This is a genomic window from uncultured Ligilactobacillus sp. (genome assembly GCF_948826705.1).
Taxonomy (GTDB): domain Bacteria; phylum Bacillota; class Bacilli; order Lactobacillales; family Lactobacillaceae; genus Ligilactobacillus.
Map to the genome: position 1 here is coordinate 29,138 of NZ_CAQLEL010000114.1, position 16,549 is coordinate 45,686.

Below are 16,549 nucleotides of genomic sequence, written 5' to 3' on the forward strand. Positions count from 1 at the left end.
ACGTCTAACATCACACTAACGGATAAAACCATTAAAAATGCTAGTGCTACAATGATCCCGACTTTTTGAAATACAGTCCATGCCATATGCAGAGCAAAAAAGAGCACCCTGATGTATCTTCATCATGGTGCTCTTTTATTATTTACTAGGCGCTAAGCTTATTCAAACATCCGTTTAGCTGCCCGCATCAAGACACGTGGATCTTTATCATAACGTGGTGTTTTGACCAATTTGCTCATCGGTACGCCCGCAAAGTGGAAAGCGGCGATCTCACCGGAACGAACAGCACTTTGTTCAGTAAAGACCATCTGATATGGTTGTTCCACAAATTCACCCGTAAAGGCCAGATTTGTCGAATGTTCTGGGATGACTTCTGGCCGATCGCTCTTAGCCCGATTATTGAACAAAGCAGAAGCATATGGCATATAAACTGGGATACAATTTACCACACTATCCATGATCGCTGCTTCTTTTTCTTTGATATTGACAGGACCGGGATCGACTTTAGAAAGTTGCCCGAGCAATTCTTGCAACATCTCTTTACCAGTCATCTTGATATATTGCTTATCGACAAATTCACCTCTCCGTCTTGGATAGAGGAAATAGCCCCACAAAACAGTTTCGTTTGGTTTTTGCGTCGTGAAGTGTGGTTGGTGATGAACGACGATCGACATGTTGACGTCTTCTTGTCCTAGAGGTGTGATCGGTTCAGTCGATAGAAATGAATTGAGCGCATTCCCTGGTAATTGGGTCGTGATCCGGGTGATCTCATTTAATAATAAGTGATCTTTAGTCGTTAAAGTAAAACTGACCCACTCAGAAGCATTACGATCAGCAAAGAACTTATCTGGATTACCTAAGTTATAAAAATGCTCAGTTGCTTGTTTCCACAATGATGAAGCTGCACCATAGTCCATATTTTCTGGTGCTGGCGTGTTGAAGTCACCTAGACTTGCTGAATCAGTGATCGATCCATTTGTAAAGAAGACAGCTGTATCACTATCGATCGCAACATGCTTCTTTTCGTTTGTAGCTGTATCTAAGATCTCTAAACCAGTAACAGTGATCTCATCTTGCATCGAAGTCTCTTTGAAATCAAAAGCTTCGACCCGACTGTTCATTACAAACTTGCATCCTTGTCCTTCGAGGTACTTGATCAAAGGCAACATGATGCTTTCAAATTGATTATAGCGTGTCCGATTGACCCCAACTAAGTGTTCGATCTGAGTAAATTCATAGATCATTTGGTGCATATAACGCCGTAATTCTTGTGCCGATGATTCGACACGAAAGGCAAATGTCGTTTCCCACATGTACCAGAAATTCGTTTGGAACATATGTGGATCATCTTTAAAGTATTCTGCGATCGAAACATTGTCCAATTCTTCTTCCTTATCATCAGGCAACATGATCAAACGGGTCAACAGCATGCGGTCTAAATTATTCAGGCCTAGTTTGTGACCATCAATGATCCCTTTACCACCTTGCATCAACCGTGCTTTATCAAATGTTCGGTGCTTGCTATCAAAATCACGCGTATCTTCAGCCGCCGTCATACCAGGCTCTGTTACTGAAGGGATCCGATCTAACAGATCCATCAGATCAACATACGTCCGATAATTCAACATCCGACCACCACGTGCAACATAGCCTTTGGTGTTTTCCATTGGATGGTTCTTATTCCAATATTGTTCGGCGGCAACAGAAGCTGCTGCACCATCATTTGCTCCATGTAGATCGAGGGCATAGAAGGTAATGTCTTCGCCTTTCCAATGTCCTTCTTGGATCAAATAAACAGCCGCTGCCATATTTGCGATCCCAGCACCGACCATAACTGCTTTACTTTTTAACATATCCTATCACCCCATCTATCAAATTTCACCTCCATTATAGTTCTCTTGAGACAAAAATACAGATAAAGACACTTAAAAAAGCGACAAAAATCTTATTTTGTCGCAAATAAACCATTTAGCTCAAAAAATAATTTAATTTTTACCAAATTCTACCAAAATATCCCCTAAAAGTTGAGTTCCATCCCCAAAATCTTGGAGCCGAATATGCTCATTGGGACTGTGCACTTGGCTTCCGGCATAAGAGACCCCTAAGATCACGATCGGCAAATTCAGTTCATTACCAAAGACCTCAGCTGGACCACCACCAGCTGAATTGGGGAGATATTTGGTCTGTTTTCCATAGTACTCTTTGGCCTTAGCAAGGACTAATTGGATGAATGGATCGCTCATCGGTGAACGATAGCCATTTTCACCTAAACGATATTTGACTTTCAGATCAGAAAAGCCATTTTTATCTAAATGTACTTGGATCAACTGTGCGATCTTTTTAGGATCTTGTGAAGGCGTCAATCGACAATCTAATTTTGCCGAAGCCATATGAGGGATTACCGTTTTGACACCCTTACCTTGGTAGCCAGCGGTCAAACCATTGATCGTCATCGTTGGTTCATTGACTAAAGCTAATTTGTGCTCAGCTTTGACGGTCCGCCTCAAACCTGCCCGACTGATCGCCACATCTAAGTCAAAATCATAGGCAAAAACCGCTTCTTCTTCTGCCTTGCTCAACGGTTCGACATCATCATAAAAGCCTTCGACTAAAACTTTGCCGGTATCATCACGTAAAGTAGCTAAGCCACGAACTAAGCGCCAAGCAGCATTTTCTGCATATGAAGCTAACGATGAATGTAGATCGATATCAGCTGTTGTCGTTTCAACATCAAAGACGGTGATCCCTCGCATCCCACCGACGATCTGGTAATTGTCGACGTAGTTTTTACCACCGCCTTCCCAGATACAAGCATCAGCAGCTAATTTTTCTCTATTTTCCTGAACTATCTGCGCTACATGCGGACTGCCGATCTCTTCTTCACCTTCGACAAAAAACTTCACATTGACAGGCAGACCACCGTTTGCTTTAAAATACTCCACTAAAACTAGACGTGAAATGAGCTCTCCTTTATTATCGGAAGCTCCTCTGGCATAAAGTTTTTCATCTCTGATCGTCGGTTCAAAAGGATCACTTTCCCATTTTTCCAAAGGCTCTGGTGGCTGAACATCATAGTGCTGATAAAACAAGATCGTTTTTGTCGGATCATTACCAGCAAATTCAGCAAAAATAGCTGGTGCGTGCTCTGTGCTCCCTAATTTCTCCACTCGAGTTGCCCCTAACTCGTTAAAAATTTTCACCAGATACTCTGCCGTCTCAGGAATATCTCTTTGCTGAGCTGAGATCGAACGCAAACGCAACAGCTCAAAATAGTCAGGCAAATGTTTTAACGCAAATTCACGTAAATTTTCTTTCATGTTACTCACTTCCTTTAGAAGATCATTTCATTTTTTTCTAAAGTATATTTAATATATTTTTCGTTGTCAATCAAAAAAGGCGCTTCTGACAAGCACCTAGCTCACTTAATTTTCCCTACCTCGCAGGCATTTTAAAATAACATCTAAGATCGCATATACACCAAACATCGCCACAACTATTATAACTATGTTTATCCCGATCTCAAGCCAGGTATCATTAGGTAAATACCAAAACAAAAATAGATCACAAATGATATAACCGATCACATTATATAAGATATCATTTTCAGTTTTCATAGTTTTCTCCTCATCGTGATAACGCATCCAATTCTAATCTTATTATAACATAATTATTGACTGTAATGTTGTAACCATTGACATCACAACTCCCACAAAGTATAGTTGACTATATTGAAGTTATATTTAAAGAGGTGATATTCATGCAGATCTCAAGCCGTTTTACGATCGCTATGCACATCTTGACTTATATCGCTACTGCTAGTCCAAAAGAAAAAGTAACTAGTGATGTTTTAGCCAAAAGTATCCAGGTCAACCCTGTGATCATCCGCAATATCTTATCCCAGCTCAAAAAAGCTGATCTCATCACAGTCAAGCGCGGACAAGGTGGGGCATCGATCACCAAACCATACGAGCAACTCAGCTTATTTGACGTCTATCAAGCGGTCGATAGTGTTAAAAATGGAGCTTTATTTAGCTTCCACGATTCACCAAATCCCGCTTGTCCTGTAGGTAAAAATATCCATAATATCTTAGATGACAAATTGCTTCGTGTTCAACAAGCAATGGAAAATGAATTAAAGAAGATCACCTTAGCTCAAGTCTTGGATGATGCAAAAAGATATCTCCCTGATATTTGACTATAGCTGATCATAGTAACTTTTTAGTAGGTGTTCATATGGAAAAAGCAGTAACAATGAATTTTATCCCTCCAAAAAATGATCAATTACGCCTGTTGAGCGTTGGACGTTCGGATACTTTGAGCTCCCATAAATACGGTCCTGCAGTCAGAAATTACTATCTCATTCATTATATCTTAGCTGGTTTAGGTACTTTTCAAACTGAACAGCTGACTTATCGCTTACACGCCGGGCAAGGTTTTTTGATCGAGCCTGGTCAAGAGACTACCTACATCGCCGATAAAAATACACCCTGGTCTTATATTTGGATCGGATTTGCAGGAAGTTTCGCTGATCAACTGATGCAACAGCTTCCGATAAATCAACATGATCCGATCTTTAGCTTGCCTAATGCTAAACGCTTGCTCACTTTGAGCAATCTTTTGCTTACACAAAAAGAAACTTCAAACACGCAAAAATTGCTAGATCTCAGTTATCTCTTAGAATATTTGAGTATTATTTCCACTGCTAAGACTGTTATTTCTAAAATACCGACACATACGTTGGATCCATACGTTGAACAAGCCATCTATTTGATATCACAAAGTTTCCCACAAGTCTCAGCAAATTTTTTAGCTGACCAGATCGGACTTGATCGTAGCTACTTAGGAAAAAGGTTCAAGCGTGCAACTGGCATGACGATCCAAGCGTATCTAAAAAATTATCGAATAACGCAAGCACGCCATCTCATCGAATCAACTGATCTTTCATTACTACAGATCGCCCAAGCTTGTGGCTATGAACGTCCTGATTCACTGACACGTGCTTTCAAACAAACTTATGGTCTAACACCAAGTAATTTCAAACAACAACAAAGAGAGTTAATGTCTAGTTAAGACTATTAACTCTCTTTATTTATCCCAATAGTGGGCGTGAGATCTTTACGTTGAATAATTGGATCAAAGGCCCCATGAAAAAGGCTGTCAGTAGTGTACCGATCCCCACTGTAGCGTCTAATAATACACCGATCACAACACATGACCCATCGGTAAATATCCGACACCACTTAAACGATGCCAATCGATACTCATTAGTTAAGATCAACGCTAACGCATCATAAGCAGAAACACCTAGATCCGCTGTAAAATATAACGAAGCAGCTAAACACATCAGTATCAATCCTACTGATAACAAGACCACCCTCACAAGATACGTAGGCTCAATGAACAAATGATCCAACATAGCTACTGCAAAATCTGCGATAAAGCCTGTCAGTAATAAGTTAGCTAATGTAGTAAGACCAAAGTAACTTTTTTTGATCTTTGCTCCCACTAATAACAGCAACAATGTTACCACCAAGTAAAAACTACCATAGCTACTATCAAAGATATTGGCGATCCCAGTCACAAAGCAACTGAATGGATCAAGCCCTAGATCAGCTTTTTGCAATATACCAACACAAAGGCCGCATAAGATCACACCACTAACTGCCATCAAACTCTTTTTTCGTTCTTTTAACATATCAATTATCTCGTTCTTCTAAAACAAATATCTTCCCATAAAAATCTGTCGTCTCTCGATTTTCACCAGCTGAAGCATCAGTTGTGACCAAACCGATATTTGCCAATTCACTACCAGTAAAATCACCTAGATCTGCGCCATTTTCTTCGCTGACATGATAACTTTTAGTAGCTGCTAAGCCTGGCAATTTCAAACGTCTAAATTCACAATTGACATCATTTAAGATCTTATAATAACCTACCAAAGCTTGTGTCTTATCATGAGAGACTACCATCCAAGAGACAATGTTGCCCTCAAATGGGCTCTTTAACCGGTAAAATGTTCCATATTGGAAAGTTTCTCGATATTTTTTCATAAAAGCGACTTGCTTTTTGACCTCTGTCATCTCTGTTGGTGATAAAGTAGCCAGATCAAGCTCATAACCAAATGCACCAAAAAAGGCAACATCACCTCTGATTTTTAGTGGCGTAGTACGCCCTAATTGTTCATTTGGAGAAGCAGAGACATGAGCTCCCATCATACTTTGGGGATAACCAAAACTTGTACCATATTGGATCTTTAGCCGTTCGATCGCATCGGTATCATCACTTGTCCAAGCTTGTGGAGCGTAATACAACATCCCAGCATCAAATCTACCTCCACCACTTGCACAAGATTCAAATAAGATCTTAGGAAAACGCGTGATCAAACGTTCATAAAGGTCATACACGCCAAGCATATAGCGGTGCATGATCTCGCCTTGTTGTTCTGCTGGATATGCTTTGGAATAGCATTCTGTGATATTGCGATTCATATCCCACTTGATATAATCGATCTCACTTTCAGCTAAAATCTTGACCATCTGTTCGTAGATGTTGTCTACGACTTCTTTTCTAGAAAAATCTAAAACATATTGTTTCCGCCCGTGTGATGCATGTCGCTTTGGAGTTTCAATGATGTAATCAGGATGTTGTCGATACAAGTCACTGTCTTTATTGACCATTTCGGGTTCAAACCACAAGCCAAACATCAAGCCCATATCATGGATCTTTTTAGCTAACCCGGTGATCCCATCTTTTAAGCGCTCATGATTAACATACCAATCACCTAAGCCAGCAGTTTCTTTGGTCCTTTTCCCAAACCAACCATCATCTAATACAAATAGCTCGATCCCTAGTTTTTTAGCACTTTTTGCGATTGCCAATAACTTTTCTTCTGTAAAATCAAAATACGTTGCTTCCCAATTATTGATCAAGATCGGGCGTTTGCGCTCACGCCAGTATCCACGTGCTAGCCTTGTCGCAAATAAACGTTGAAAGGTCTGGCTCAGATCATTTAAGCCAGCGTCACTATACACCAAGACCGCTTCAGGGGTTTGAAATGTCTCGTTTGGTTTCAAACACCAACTGAACTGAAATGGGTTCAAGCCGATCTGCAAACGTGTTACTGCATATTCATCGACTTCTGCTCGTGCTAAAAAATTACCACTATACACCAAACTGATGCCTAAAGCTTCACCCATCTCCTCGGTCGTATGCGGACGTTTTAAGATCACAAATGGATTTTGCATATGACTGGAGGCTCCACGAGTACTGTCGATCGCTTGGATCCCAGGTCTTAAGGGAGATTTATGCAAGTATCTTTCTCTCCCCCATGCACCTGAAAATTGTAACCATTCATAATCAGCATCTGGCAGATCTAAGTTCAAACTCAACGCCGATTGTAGTTTATGCTCATGTTTACCCACGTTTTTAAAACTCACACTTCGCGCGATCGCAGCATATTTTTCAAAAATAGTGTATTTTAAATACATATATACTTCGATAACTTCATCATACAAGGTGACTTCAAGTGTCGTCGCCTCTGCATTATTTTCGACATAAGTTGCCGGCAAGCCGACTAATGCTTTTTTACCAGCATAGATCTCATGTGAGACATACTTAAAATCTGTGATCTTACTGCCATTTGGTTGTTGTAGCGTAAATGCAGGGTGCCGTGGATCAGTCGTTCCATACGATGGATATTCTTGCTTTAAATTCCCTAATGAAAACGAATATTCATCATCAAAAACATAGGATGTGACCGGACGATACTTATTTTCTACCAAATAATCGTGGTCAGCTCGATCGGGGATCTGTTTTCCAAAATACAATTGACCTAACTGTTCATTGGCTAAGATCTTGATCAGATAACTTATCTCATCATTATAGAGATGAAACTCACGACTTTGTTTATTATATGTGATCGGCATTTAAATTCCTCCTTATGACTTAACTGTTTTAAGCATAACGAAATTTATCCACCGATACTCCGCTATTTGCGACTTAAACAACGCATAACGCGGACAAATGATAGCGTTACCAATCAACAAAACTCATTCTTTGAGCTCTGTGACTTGCTTTTTAGCAATAAGCATTCTTTTGTAATTCATACAATTCGCGATAATCTTTATTATCTTGCAATAACTGCTCATGTGAAGCTAATCCAGAGATCTTCCCTGCTTGTAAGAACAATACCCGATCAGCCAAGGTCACTGAAGACATCCGATGAGTCACGAATAAAACTGTTTGAAGTTGATCTTTAGTCAAAAAAGTGTGGTACATCTCTTGTTCACTGCGCGCATCTAAAGCTGACGTCGGTTCATCTAAGAAGTACATGACACTTTTTTTGTGCAAACATCGTGCTAACGCGATCTTTTGCCATTGACCACCAGAAAGTTCGATCCCATGATCAAACTCTTTGCTCAAATTTTGTTGCAATTTATCGTTTAGCTCTGCGAAGCCGACTTGCTCCAAACAAGTTTGGACCTTTTTATCCGATGTCTGCGCTAAAGCTGATACATTATCTTTGACACTTAGTTTAAAACGACTAAAATCTTGAAAAGCTGCACTGAGTTTTTGACGATAACTTTCACAGCGATATTCACATAGATCAGTCCCATCGAGCAAGATATGACCTTTAGTGGGATCATAAAAACGCAGTAATAATTTCACCAATGTCGATTTGCCTGAACCATTTTCGCCAACGATCGCGATCTTTTCACCAGCTTTGATCTCAAAATTTAGATCACTTAAAACCTCAGTAGTCGAAAATGGATAAGTAAAAGAAACATTTTCAAATCTTATCCGTTCAAAATCCCCACTAAAATCCAACGTACCTGAAACTTGCTTTTCCTTAAACGCTAAGAAATGCTGATATTTCTCGACCCACAACAGCGAATCATATAATAAACTCGAATCTTCGACTAAACGAGCCATTCCTTCGACTAGATAGGCGATCACTGAGATATATAACAATAAGCTCCCGACCCCAAGTGTATGCTGTTTGACCTGAACAATGAACCATAAAAAACCTCCAGCACTCACAGCGACCGTTATGCTCAAAAAGATCAACGCCAACAACATCTGCTTTCGGCGAATACGATCGACATTTTTTTGAGCTAGCTGAAATAATTTTTGATAGCGCTTGATCACAGGAGAAAACATATCAAATAATCGAACTTCTTTTGCGTCAGCTCGCTCTAATAAAAGTGAACTCAAATAATTCAACTTACGAGCTTGCTTGCTCCGCGTCACCATCGTTTCAAAAGCTTCTTGTTGGATCCGATATGCAACTAAAGTTTGAGGGACTAACGCTAGCAGTAATAATAAAGCCAACCAAAAATTGTATTTTCCTAAAAGCCATAACATCCCTACTAAAGTGACCACTTCACGCAATATTGCGACCCCAAAAACGATCAAATTGACTGGTCGCCAACTTGCACCATCGTTTAGGATCTCAAGTTCATCAAAAAAATCACTATCATCAAACAATTCTAACGAACGCAACTGTTGTGAACAACGCATCAAAGATAACTTGATAAAGCCAGTCAACTTATCAGTCAACATCCCTTGAAAATTAGTACCTACGACTGGCAAAATTTGACTCAATAAGGTCGCAAGTGTCCAAATGATGAAAAAATACAGATACGGTTTTTGCAAGCTCAAATTGTCGATCAACTGTTGTCCCGAACGTACTCCTAAGACCGGTGCCAAAGCTTCTAATGGTGTCAAAAACACTACGACCAAGGCGATCGTCAAAGTTGCCTTAAAAAACATCTTATAAGTTTGAAATAACAGCTTGAAATAACTAACTACCTTTTCCATCTTATGATCCCCATGAATTTTGAAAAATAAAATGTTGATATAGCGAACTTAATCTAGAATTACTAATTCGAGACTTTTCTAAGACTTGATAACGTTCACGCAATTTCTTACCGTTGTCAAATCTAAGTCGTATCTTTTGAAAAGGTTCTGCTGTAAAAATAGTAAACTGTCTGCCCATTTCATCATATTCATATACAGCTAATGGACCACTTAAATTGTAATATACATCTTCACTCGGCCCTAAACTGTCAATAACCACAATTCCTTTTCCAAAGTTGAACATATAACAGCTAGTTCGATATTTTCCACCACCACTTCTTTTGTAATCATGTTTGATAGGTCCTCTATTCTTTTCTGGAGAATAGGTAATAGTATCTTCGGAAGCATATAGAACTTTACCATAAAAAACTGGTCTTATTCCTTCAACCGTATATTCAATACTAAATTCGCTATTACTTGCTAATCGATATAAATCCCCATCTCTATTACGAATTTCTACTCGTGCACTATTTGTTTTTAATAGACCACAGGTACTCAGAATCATTCCTTCATTTAAAAAAACTCTCTCTGTTGTTTCATAGTTTAAAAATTCTACGGTATCTTCTTTTGATACAAAAGTAACCATATACGGATTTTCAAACAAAAAACTTCCTACTTTACGTAAATGCTTTTCATGCTCACCAACTTTTGTTCCATCAGAGTAAGTAAAAACCATGAGTATTCCCCCTAGTCATTGATAATATTTTACCCATATCCTCTATGGATAGATTACATACTACCATCTTTTTTGTTACACACATAGAATTGTCAAAATTGACAATAAACTTTTTCTAAAATACCTTATGAGATGATTTTCAACTATTCAATTTGTCTAATATGACAAAAACAGGTTAAAATCTTTGCGACTTTTATTTAAGAGGATTAAGATAAAAGCTAGAGGTGAGCGTTATGAAATTAAATCATGGACTGATGCTTGGGTTGACTTGTCTGAGCTTAGGACTTGTAGAAACTGTCACTTATCAAACAACGACTCAAACTATCCAAGCTGATACGATGACTAAAAAAAATTTCAAACAGGTCAAACTTGGCATGAACAAACGCCAGATGATCGATACTTTAGGTAAACCAGCACACGATAAATATGAAGATAGTGTCTGGACTTATCCGCTCAAAGATCAAAAAAGTGTTTCTTTGATCTTTAAAAAAGACACTTTAGAAAATATCAGTGATCGAACCGTGATCAGTTCTAAAAACAGTGTCGTCAAAAAAGCAACTAAGAAGACCATAAAACAAAATATCAATACCGCTTTTAGCAATTATTTCAAGCAAGCAAAAGAATATGCCAAAGCTGGTCAAACAGAATTTGCTTGGAGCACGATGGTCCAAAAAGTCACTTTTGATGGTGATGATGAACTAAAGGTCACTACTGTTGATGGCTTTAACACCACTCCAGCACATGAAAAAGATGTGATCGCTAAAAAGATCGCCGACTTGGGAAGATCCTTTTTACATCACTATAATAAAAAAGACTTTGACCTTGAATTTTACGAAAATGGACATAAGATCGGTAGTTCTGACAACGATCAATTGACCAAATTTGAATGGAAAGCCCAAAAGTAAAAGTGTAGACAAAAAAGGCGAACGGATCTTTTCCGTTCGCCTTTTTAGGGCTATACTAGTCTTCTTTACGGCTGTAGGTCTCGATATCGTGTAAGATAAGATTTCTGAATTCATCTTGGGTCATTGTTTCAGTCTTTTCACTACCGTATTTACGAACGGTCACAGTACCGTCAGCCACTTCTTGGTCACCAACAACTAAAGTATATGGTGTCTTCATCACTTGAGCTTGACGGATCTTGTAACCCATCTTTTCATTACGATCATCGATGCTTACACGGATCTGATGTGCACCCAATTTTGAGCTCAATTGACGTGCATAATCTAAGTGAAGTTCATTCTTGACTGGAATGATCTCAACTTGCTTTGGAGCTAACCAAGTTGGGAAAGCACCCTTATACATTTCTGTCAAGTAGGCTGTGAAACGTTCCATCGTTGATACGATCCCACGGTGGATCATAACTGGACGGTGTTCTTCACCATCAGCCCCTGTATATTTGAGGTCGAAACGTTCTGGCAACAAGAAGTCCAATTGGATCGTTGAAAGTGTTTCTTCCCCACCGAGAGCTGTCTTGGTTTGAACATCTAATTTAGGACCGTAGAAAGCAGCTTCGCCTTCAGCTTCAAAATATTCCAAGCCAAGATCATCCATCGCAGCTTTGAGCATGCGTTGTGATTTTTCCCACATTTCATCATCATCATAGTACTTATGTGTGTTTTCAGGATCACGGTAGCTCAAACGGAAACGATAATCTTTGATATCAAAGTCATTATAGACATCGACCATCAATTGTAAAGTGCGTTTGAATTCTTCTTCGATCTGATCTGGTGTCACGAAAGTATGCCCGTCATTTAATGTCATTTCACGTACACGAGAAAGACCTGTCAAGGCACCTGATTTTTCGTAACGGTGCATCATCCCAAGTTCAGCGATCCGCAATGGAAGATCACGATATGAACGAATATGGTGGTTGTAAACTTGAATATGAGATGGGCAGTTCATCGGACGCAATTCAAGTAATTCGCCATCACCCATGTCCATTGGTGGAAACATATCTTCGCGGTAGTGATCCCAGTGACCTGATTGTTTATAAAGATCAACGTTAGCTAAAATTGGTGTATAAACATGTTCGTAACCACGAGCAACTTCTTTATCGATGATATAGCGTTCGATCGTACGACGGATCGTAGCCCCATTTGGCATCCAGTATGGTAGACCTGCACCAACTTTAGGATCAACAAAGAAGAGATCTAAATTGTTACCGATCACACGGTGGTCACGTTCACGTGCTTCTTTACGGCGTTGTAATTCAGCATCAAGATCTTTTTGCTTGTAAAATGCTGTCCCATAGATACGTTGTAACATTGGATTGCTTGAAGCACCTTTCCAGTAAGCACCGGCCACTGAAAGCAGTTGGAACACCTTGATCGCACCAGTTGAAGCCAATTGTGGTCCAAATGAGAAGTCATTGAAATCACCCAACTTATGAGCTACGACTTTACCAGCGTTATCGGCAGCGATCTCTTCGACTAATTCAGTCTGGTATTGATCACCAGCAACTAATTGCAAAGCTTCTTCTTTTGTATATTCAACACGTTCGATCGGTAAGTTTTGCTTGATGATCTCTTGCATCTTTTGTTCGATCTTTTCAAAATCAACTTCGGCCACTTGACCACTTGCATTGTCTGTATCAAAGAAGAAACCGTGTTCTAAGGCTTCACCTTGACCAAACTTCATTTCTGGATAAAGGCTATGCAAAGCACTAGCTAAAACATTAGCAGCTGTTTGCCATAACACGTTCATCCCTTCATCAGAATCTTTAGTGATGATCTCGATCTCACCATCTTCGTTTAAAGGTTCGTTGTAATCCACTAATTTACCATTAAATTTACCTGCAACAGACTTCTTAGCTAAGCTGATACTGATAGATTTTGCGATATCTTGTGTTGTTGTTCCAGCTGCAAATTGTTTTACAGCACCATCTGGAAACTTAACATTGATCTCTGACATTATATGATCCTCCTTGATTTTTACCAAGACATAAAAGACGCCCCTAGTGCTACATTTAACACTAGGGGCGTCTTTAACGCGGTTCCACCCAATTTCAAGGTCAGTTGACCCTCTCTTGATCGTCGATAACGGAAACGAGCCGTCCTACCTTTGCAGTAGGCTATCGTGATAAAAGTGGTAAGCTCCTCTTTAAGAGACTTGCAGTCAAGGGTCTCTTTCCCTGAATTGATTTGCCGTTTGTCTTTTACTTAATGTAATTCCTATTTAAGCACGAAACTTCTTCAATTTCAAGTCATTATTCCGGATTTCGGCGATTTTTTCCTACAACATGGTACTCATCGGCCAAAAACTTGATCCGTTCCATAATGCGCTTAGCTTTCAATGGTTCAGCCTCGCCACGATTATTGACCGTCAAATACTGCTGTTCTAGCTGTGCCAATGAGAGATTAGAGCTAAAAAAGGTCGGTAGTTCTTCTTGCATCCGGTATTGTAAGATGACACCTAAAACATCATCTCTTAGCCAACTGCTCAAAGAATCAGCACCGATATCATCGATCATCAAGACTTGTGCCTTTTTTAAACTATCGATATACTCTGTCGTTTGATTTTTACCGATCGAACTTTTGATCTCAACTGCAAACGATGGGAAATGCACCAAAGTCGTTTGATAACCCCTCTTAGCTAGATCGTTAGCGATCGCTGCTAAAAGATAGGTCTTACCTACACCAAAACTTCCTTCTAGATACAAGCCCTTGTGAAATTCTTTAGGATCTTTTGTATAACTAGTGATAAAAGATAAGGCAGCTTTTAAAGCTTCCATGCGTTCATCACTGCGCTCATAATCTTTTAATTGTGCTTTCCGAACACTACGCGGTAAATTGATCGTCTTAACGCGCGCTTCCAAGGCTTTTTGTTCTCGTTTAGCTTTGAGTTCAGCTGTAGGGACATACACGACTTCGATCCGATGATTGCTGATCGCAAGTGTTGGTAGATAACCTGGCGCAAAAGTCTGTTTACCTTGAGCTATCTGCTTTTTTAAAGTTACAAATTCATATAGTTTACTCGCACTTTTCATCACATCTTCTTGTGTCAAAGTTTGACTGTTCTCAGCCAAAAAAGTACGCACCTCGGTATCTTGTAAGATCTCAGTGATCAGTTTTTGATAGCGCTCATTCCAATTATTTCTTTGCATCTGCTCAGTCAAATTTTTACCTAGATCTTCCATCCTAGCCACCTACCTTTCTATTCACTTTGTTCTAGTTGTGCCAATAATTCGTCGATCTGGGCATTTAATACCTGTTTATCTTCTTTAGTTGGCTTAGCTTTCGATCCTTCTTTTTTATCTTTTGCCCATTCAGGGAGCGTTTCTTTTTGTACGATCTGTTGCTTTCGCGCATAATATGGCTTTTGTTGCTGTTCTTTTCGTGCTTTCTGGTTAGCCTTACGCATATAAAGCATGGCTTCTTCTGGAGCTGTTATCTTTTTTTCTGCCAATTTTGCTGCGGCTTTAGTAAAACGATTAGCGACTTTATCTTCTAGCATCGTGTTATTTTGCGCGATCAAATAATAGTGTAACAAGACATTGATCACTGCATTTGGCAACACTTGTTTTTCCACCAAATTTTTGACCGTATAACGCTCTAGATTAGTCACAAAACTGTTCTTTTGCCGTTTGAGTTCTTCGATAAATTCAAGTGGCAGATATTGTTTTGAAACAGCGATCAGTGCTAAGTCAGTTTGCGTCAATTCCGCACTTACCTCCGGATCGATCGATGCAGTCACTTTAGACTCTTTAGGGGTTATCTCTTTAAATTGCCGATCAAATTGCTGTGTGGCTAATTTTTTGACAAGTTCAAGATCAACTTTATCGTCCTTGACATTTAGCGCTTGTTCAAGCAATTTGACGAGTTCTAGTTCATTTAGACCATACAATAAAGCAATCGACTTTAAGGTCTCAAGTGAACGGCTGATCTCAGTTGCAGGCACAAAAGACTGGGCTAAAAGCTCTTTTAAGTATTCCACATCAAGATCAACTTCGACTGAATCGACAAAATTTTTAGTCGGTTTAGCTGGCGCTTTTACCTGTGAATTTTTGAGCAACGTATCTTTTTTCACGGTAAAAACATCTAGAAGCGACTTGGTGACCTCTTTAGCATTAGCATATGTGAAAGCTGGTTTGACAAATTCTTGTTTCAACTCATCATATTGGATCTGCCCTAATGAATCGGCTAAAAGCATGCTCAAGAGATCATCTTTAAAGAAATCTTCGGCACTCAAAGGGGCTTGTAACTCATAGATAAACACTTGACCAAGTTCATCTTTTTGAACGAATGTCTTCAATAGTCCAAGTGCTTCTAATCTGATCCGGGCTTCGTAAAAGTCACGTAAACCTAAACTCAAAATATCCAATAGCTCTTTATGCATCCGGCGCGCTAACAGATCTGGTGTTTGAGCTACTTTAGTCGCTAATAGTGAATAAATACCATAAGCATTGACGCCCATCAACGGCTGGTAGAGCTTTAAAATGACTTTGAACTCTGTCGAACCGATATGGGCTTTAGTATTGACAACGTAACCATCCTTAGGCGACATCTGCCTTAATCCTTCACTCATCGCCTAACATCCCCCTACTACTTACTTTTTTCGTTGTCACGTGCCATCAAGTCTTGCAATTCCTTTGCAAAAGATGCCATATCTTTAAATTCACGATAGACGCTAGCAAATCTGATATAGGCGATATCATCGACATTTGCTAAGATCTCCATCACATATTCACCGATCAATTGGCTGGAAACTTCATTACCTCCGACGGCACGGATCTTTGTTTCGACTTGATCGACGATATTTTGGATCTCATCCATTGCAACGGGTCGTTTTTCAGCCGCTCGCATGACACCCCGCAAAACTTTTTCACGATTAAATTCTTCTCTGGCACCATTTTTCTTAATAACTAATAGTGGCGCTGCTTCTACTCTTTCAAATGTAGTAAAACGGAAACCACAATTTTCACATTCCCGCCGGCGCCGAATGGCATGTCCATTGTCGGCGGGACGGCTATCCACTACACGTGATCCATTTTGATGACAATTTGGACACTTCATA

14 protein-coding genes are annotated in these 16,549 nt (G+C 39.6%); 3 read left to right on the forward strand and 11 right to left on the reverse strand.

All coding sequences use genetic code 11. The features are described from left to right. Nucleotides 1-158 precede the first annotated feature (158 nt). The 3 genes from Q9Q35_RS08180 to Q9Q35_RS08190 all read right to left on the reverse strand — a co-directional run bounded on the left by Q9Q35_RS08180 (nt 159) and on the right by Q9Q35_RS08190 (nt 3,614). On the reverse strand, nt 159-1,853 hold the full coding sequence (locus Q9Q35_RS08180; protein ID WP_304652925.1) for an oleate hydratase: 1,695 nt from the start codon (nt 1,851-1,853) through the stop codon (nt 159-161). Between the two features lie 132 nt (nt 1,854-1,985). Further along, the gene (locus tag Q9Q35_RS08185; RefSeq protein ID WP_304652926.1) at nt 1,986-3,317 is read right to left on the reverse strand and encodes a M20/M25/M40 family metallo-hydrolase; all 1,332 of its coding nucleotides are present in this window, start codon (nt 3,315-3,317) and stop codon (nt 1,986-1,988) included. Nucleotides 3,318-3,422: 105 nt separating this feature from the next. Then, entirely contained in the window at nt 3,423-3,614 is a 192-nt protein-coding gene (locus tag Q9Q35_RS08190) for a DUF6007 family protein (RefSeq protein WP_304652927.1), read from the reverse strand. Between the two features lie 143 nt (nt 3,615-3,757). Here Q9Q35_RS08190 and Q9Q35_RS08195 point away from each other — a divergent pair, with 143 nt between their 5' ends. Together Q9Q35_RS08195 and Q9Q35_RS08200 are read left to right on the forward strand one after the other, a co-directional pair. Next, the gene (locus Q9Q35_RS08195; RefSeq protein ID WP_304652928.1) at nt 3,758-4,195 is read left to right on the forward strand and encodes an Rrf2 family transcriptional regulator; all 438 of its coding nucleotides are present in this window, start codon (nt 3,758-3,760) and stop codon (nt 4,193-4,195) included. Between the two features lie 38 nt (nt 4,196-4,233). Beyond that, a complete protein-coding gene (locus Q9Q35_RS08200; protein ID WP_304652929.1) occupies nt 4,234-5,070 on the forward strand; it encodes an AraC family transcriptional regulator in 837 nt (278 codons plus the stop codon). A gap of 19 nt (nt 5,071-5,089) precedes the next feature. On the opposite strand, the gene Q9Q35_RS08205 is transcribed toward Q9Q35_RS08200, so the two are convergent. The 4 genes from Q9Q35_RS08205 to Q9Q35_RS08220 form a co-directional block, all read right to left on the reverse strand. Beyond that, nucleotides 5,090-5,695 (reverse strand): YitT family protein, encoded by a 606-nt coding sequence (locus tag Q9Q35_RS08205; protein ID WP_304652930.1) that lies wholly within the window; start codon nt 5,693-5,695, stop codon nt 5,090-5,092. A 1-nt stretch (nt 5,696) separates the two neighbouring features. Then, entirely contained in the window at nt 5,697-7,925 is a 2,229-nt protein-coding gene (locus tag Q9Q35_RS08210; protein WP_304652931.1) for an alpha-galactosidase, read from the reverse strand. A 151-nt stretch (nt 7,926-8,076) separates the two neighbouring features. Further along, nucleotides 8,077-9,819 (reverse strand): ABC transporter ATP-binding protein, encoded by a 1,743-nt coding sequence (locus Q9Q35_RS08215; RefSeq protein ID WP_304652932.1) that lies wholly within the window; start codon nt 9,817-9,819, stop codon nt 8,077-8,079. A gap of 1 nt (nt 9,820) precedes the next feature. Then, nucleotides 9,821-10,534 carry a hypothetical protein gene (locus Q9Q35_RS08220; RefSeq protein ID WP_304402313.1) on the reverse strand — a complete coding sequence of 238 codons (714 nt, stop codon included), beginning with the start codon at nt 10,532-10,534 and terminating at the stop codon, nt 9,821-9,823. A 233-nt stretch (nt 10,535-10,767) separates the two neighbouring features. Between Q9Q35_RS08220 and bamE the strand changes: the two genes are divergently transcribed. Next, nucleotides 10,768-11,439 carry an outer membrane protein assembly factor BamE gene (bamE, locus tag Q9Q35_RS08225; RefSeq protein WP_304402314.1) on the forward strand — a complete coding sequence of 224 codons (672 nt, stop codon included), beginning with the start codon at nt 10,768-10,770 and terminating at the stop codon, nt 11,437-11,439. 55 nt (nt 11,440-11,494) lie between these two features. Here bamE and thrS read toward each other — a convergent pair whose 3' ends face one another. The 4 genes from thrS to nrdR all read right to left on the reverse strand — a co-directional run bounded on the left by thrS (nt 11,495) and on the right by nrdR (nt 16,548). Continuing rightward, nucleotides 11,495-13,447: a threonine--tRNA ligase gene (gene thrS / locus Q9Q35_RS08230; protein ID WP_304652933.1), complete on the reverse strand. Its 1,953-nt coding sequence runs from the start codon at nt 13,445-13,447 to the stop codon at nt 11,495-11,497. Nucleotides 13,448-13,742: 295 nt separating this feature from the next. Then, a complete protein-coding gene (dnaI, locus tag Q9Q35_RS08235; RefSeq protein ID WP_304402317.1) occupies nt 13,743-14,672 on the reverse strand; it encodes a primosomal protein DnaI in 930 nt (309 codons plus the stop codon). Nucleotides 14,673-14,689: 17 nt separating this feature from the next. Next, the gene (locus Q9Q35_RS08240) at nt 14,690-16,060 is read right to left on the reverse strand and encodes a replication initiation and membrane attachment family protein (RefSeq protein WP_304652934.1); all 1,371 of its coding nucleotides are present in this window, start codon (nt 16,058-16,060) and stop codon (nt 14,690-14,692) included. Between the two features lie 17 nt (nt 16,061-16,077). Further along, nucleotides 16,078-16,548, reverse strand: coding sequence for a transcriptional regulator NrdR (gene nrdR, locus Q9Q35_RS08245; RefSeq protein ID WP_304652935.1), 471 nt, complete (start codon nt 16,546-16,548; stop codon nt 16,078-16,080). Nucleotide 16,549 lies beyond the last annotated feature (1 nt).

What these genes read in the sequence shown, in the direction of transcription:
- thrS (WP_304652933.1), bottom strand. Translation starts at nt 13,447, where the DNA reads ATGTCAGAGATCAATGTTAAGTTTCCAGATGGTGCTGTAAAACAATTT.
- Q9Q35_RS08185 (WP_304652926.1), bottom strand. Translation starts at nt 3,317, where the DNA reads ATGAAAGAAAATTTACGTGAATTTGCGTTAAAACATTTGCCTGACTAT.
- nrdR (WP_304652935.1), bottom strand. Translation starts at nt 16,548, where the DNA reads ATGAAGTGTCCAAATTGTCATCAAAATGGATCACGTGTAGTGGATAGC.
- dnaI (WP_304402317.1), bottom strand. Translation starts at nt 14,672, where the DNA reads ATGGAAGATCTAGGTAAAAATTTGACTGAGCAGATGCAAAGAAATAAT.
- Q9Q35_RS08210 (WP_304652931.1), bottom strand. Translation starts at nt 7,925, where the DNA reads ATGCCGATCACATATAATAAACAAAGTCGTGAGTTTCATCTCTATAAT.
- Q9Q35_RS08195 (WP_304652928.1), top strand. Translation starts at nt 3,758, where the DNA reads ATGCAGATCTCAAGCCGTTTTACGATCGCTATGCACATCTTGACTTAT.
- bamE (WP_304402314.1), top strand. Translation starts at nt 10,768, where the DNA reads ATGAAATTAAATCATGGACTGATGCTTGGGTTGACTTGTCTGAGCTTA.
- Q9Q35_RS08190 (WP_304652927.1), bottom strand. Translation starts at nt 3,614, where the DNA reads ATGAAAACTGAAAATGATATCTTATATAATGTGATCGGTTATATCATT.
- Q9Q35_RS08215 (WP_304652932.1), bottom strand. Translation starts at nt 9,819, where the DNA reads ATGGAAAAGGTAGTTAGTTATTTCAAGCTGTTATTTCAAACTTATAAG.
- Q9Q35_RS08205 (WP_304652930.1), bottom strand. Translation starts at nt 5,695, where the DNA reads ATGTTAAAAGAACGAAAAAAGAGTTTGATGGCAGTTAGTGGTGTGATC.
- Q9Q35_RS08240 (WP_304652934.1), bottom strand. Translation starts at nt 16,060, where the DNA reads ATGAGTGAAGGATTAAGGCAGATGTCGCCTAAGGATGGTTACGTTGTC.
- Q9Q35_RS08200 (WP_304652929.1), top strand. Translation starts at nt 4,234, where the DNA reads ATGGAAAAAGCAGTAACAATGAATTTTATCCCTCCAAAAAATGATCAA.
- Q9Q35_RS08180 (WP_304652925.1), bottom strand. Translation starts at nt 1,853, where the DNA reads ATGTTAAAAAGTAAAGCAGTTATGGTCGGTGCTGGGATCGCAAATATG.
- Q9Q35_RS08220 (WP_304402313.1), bottom strand. Translation starts at nt 10,534, where the DNA reads ATGGTTTTTACTTACTCTGATGGAACAAAAGTTGGTGAGCATGAAAAG.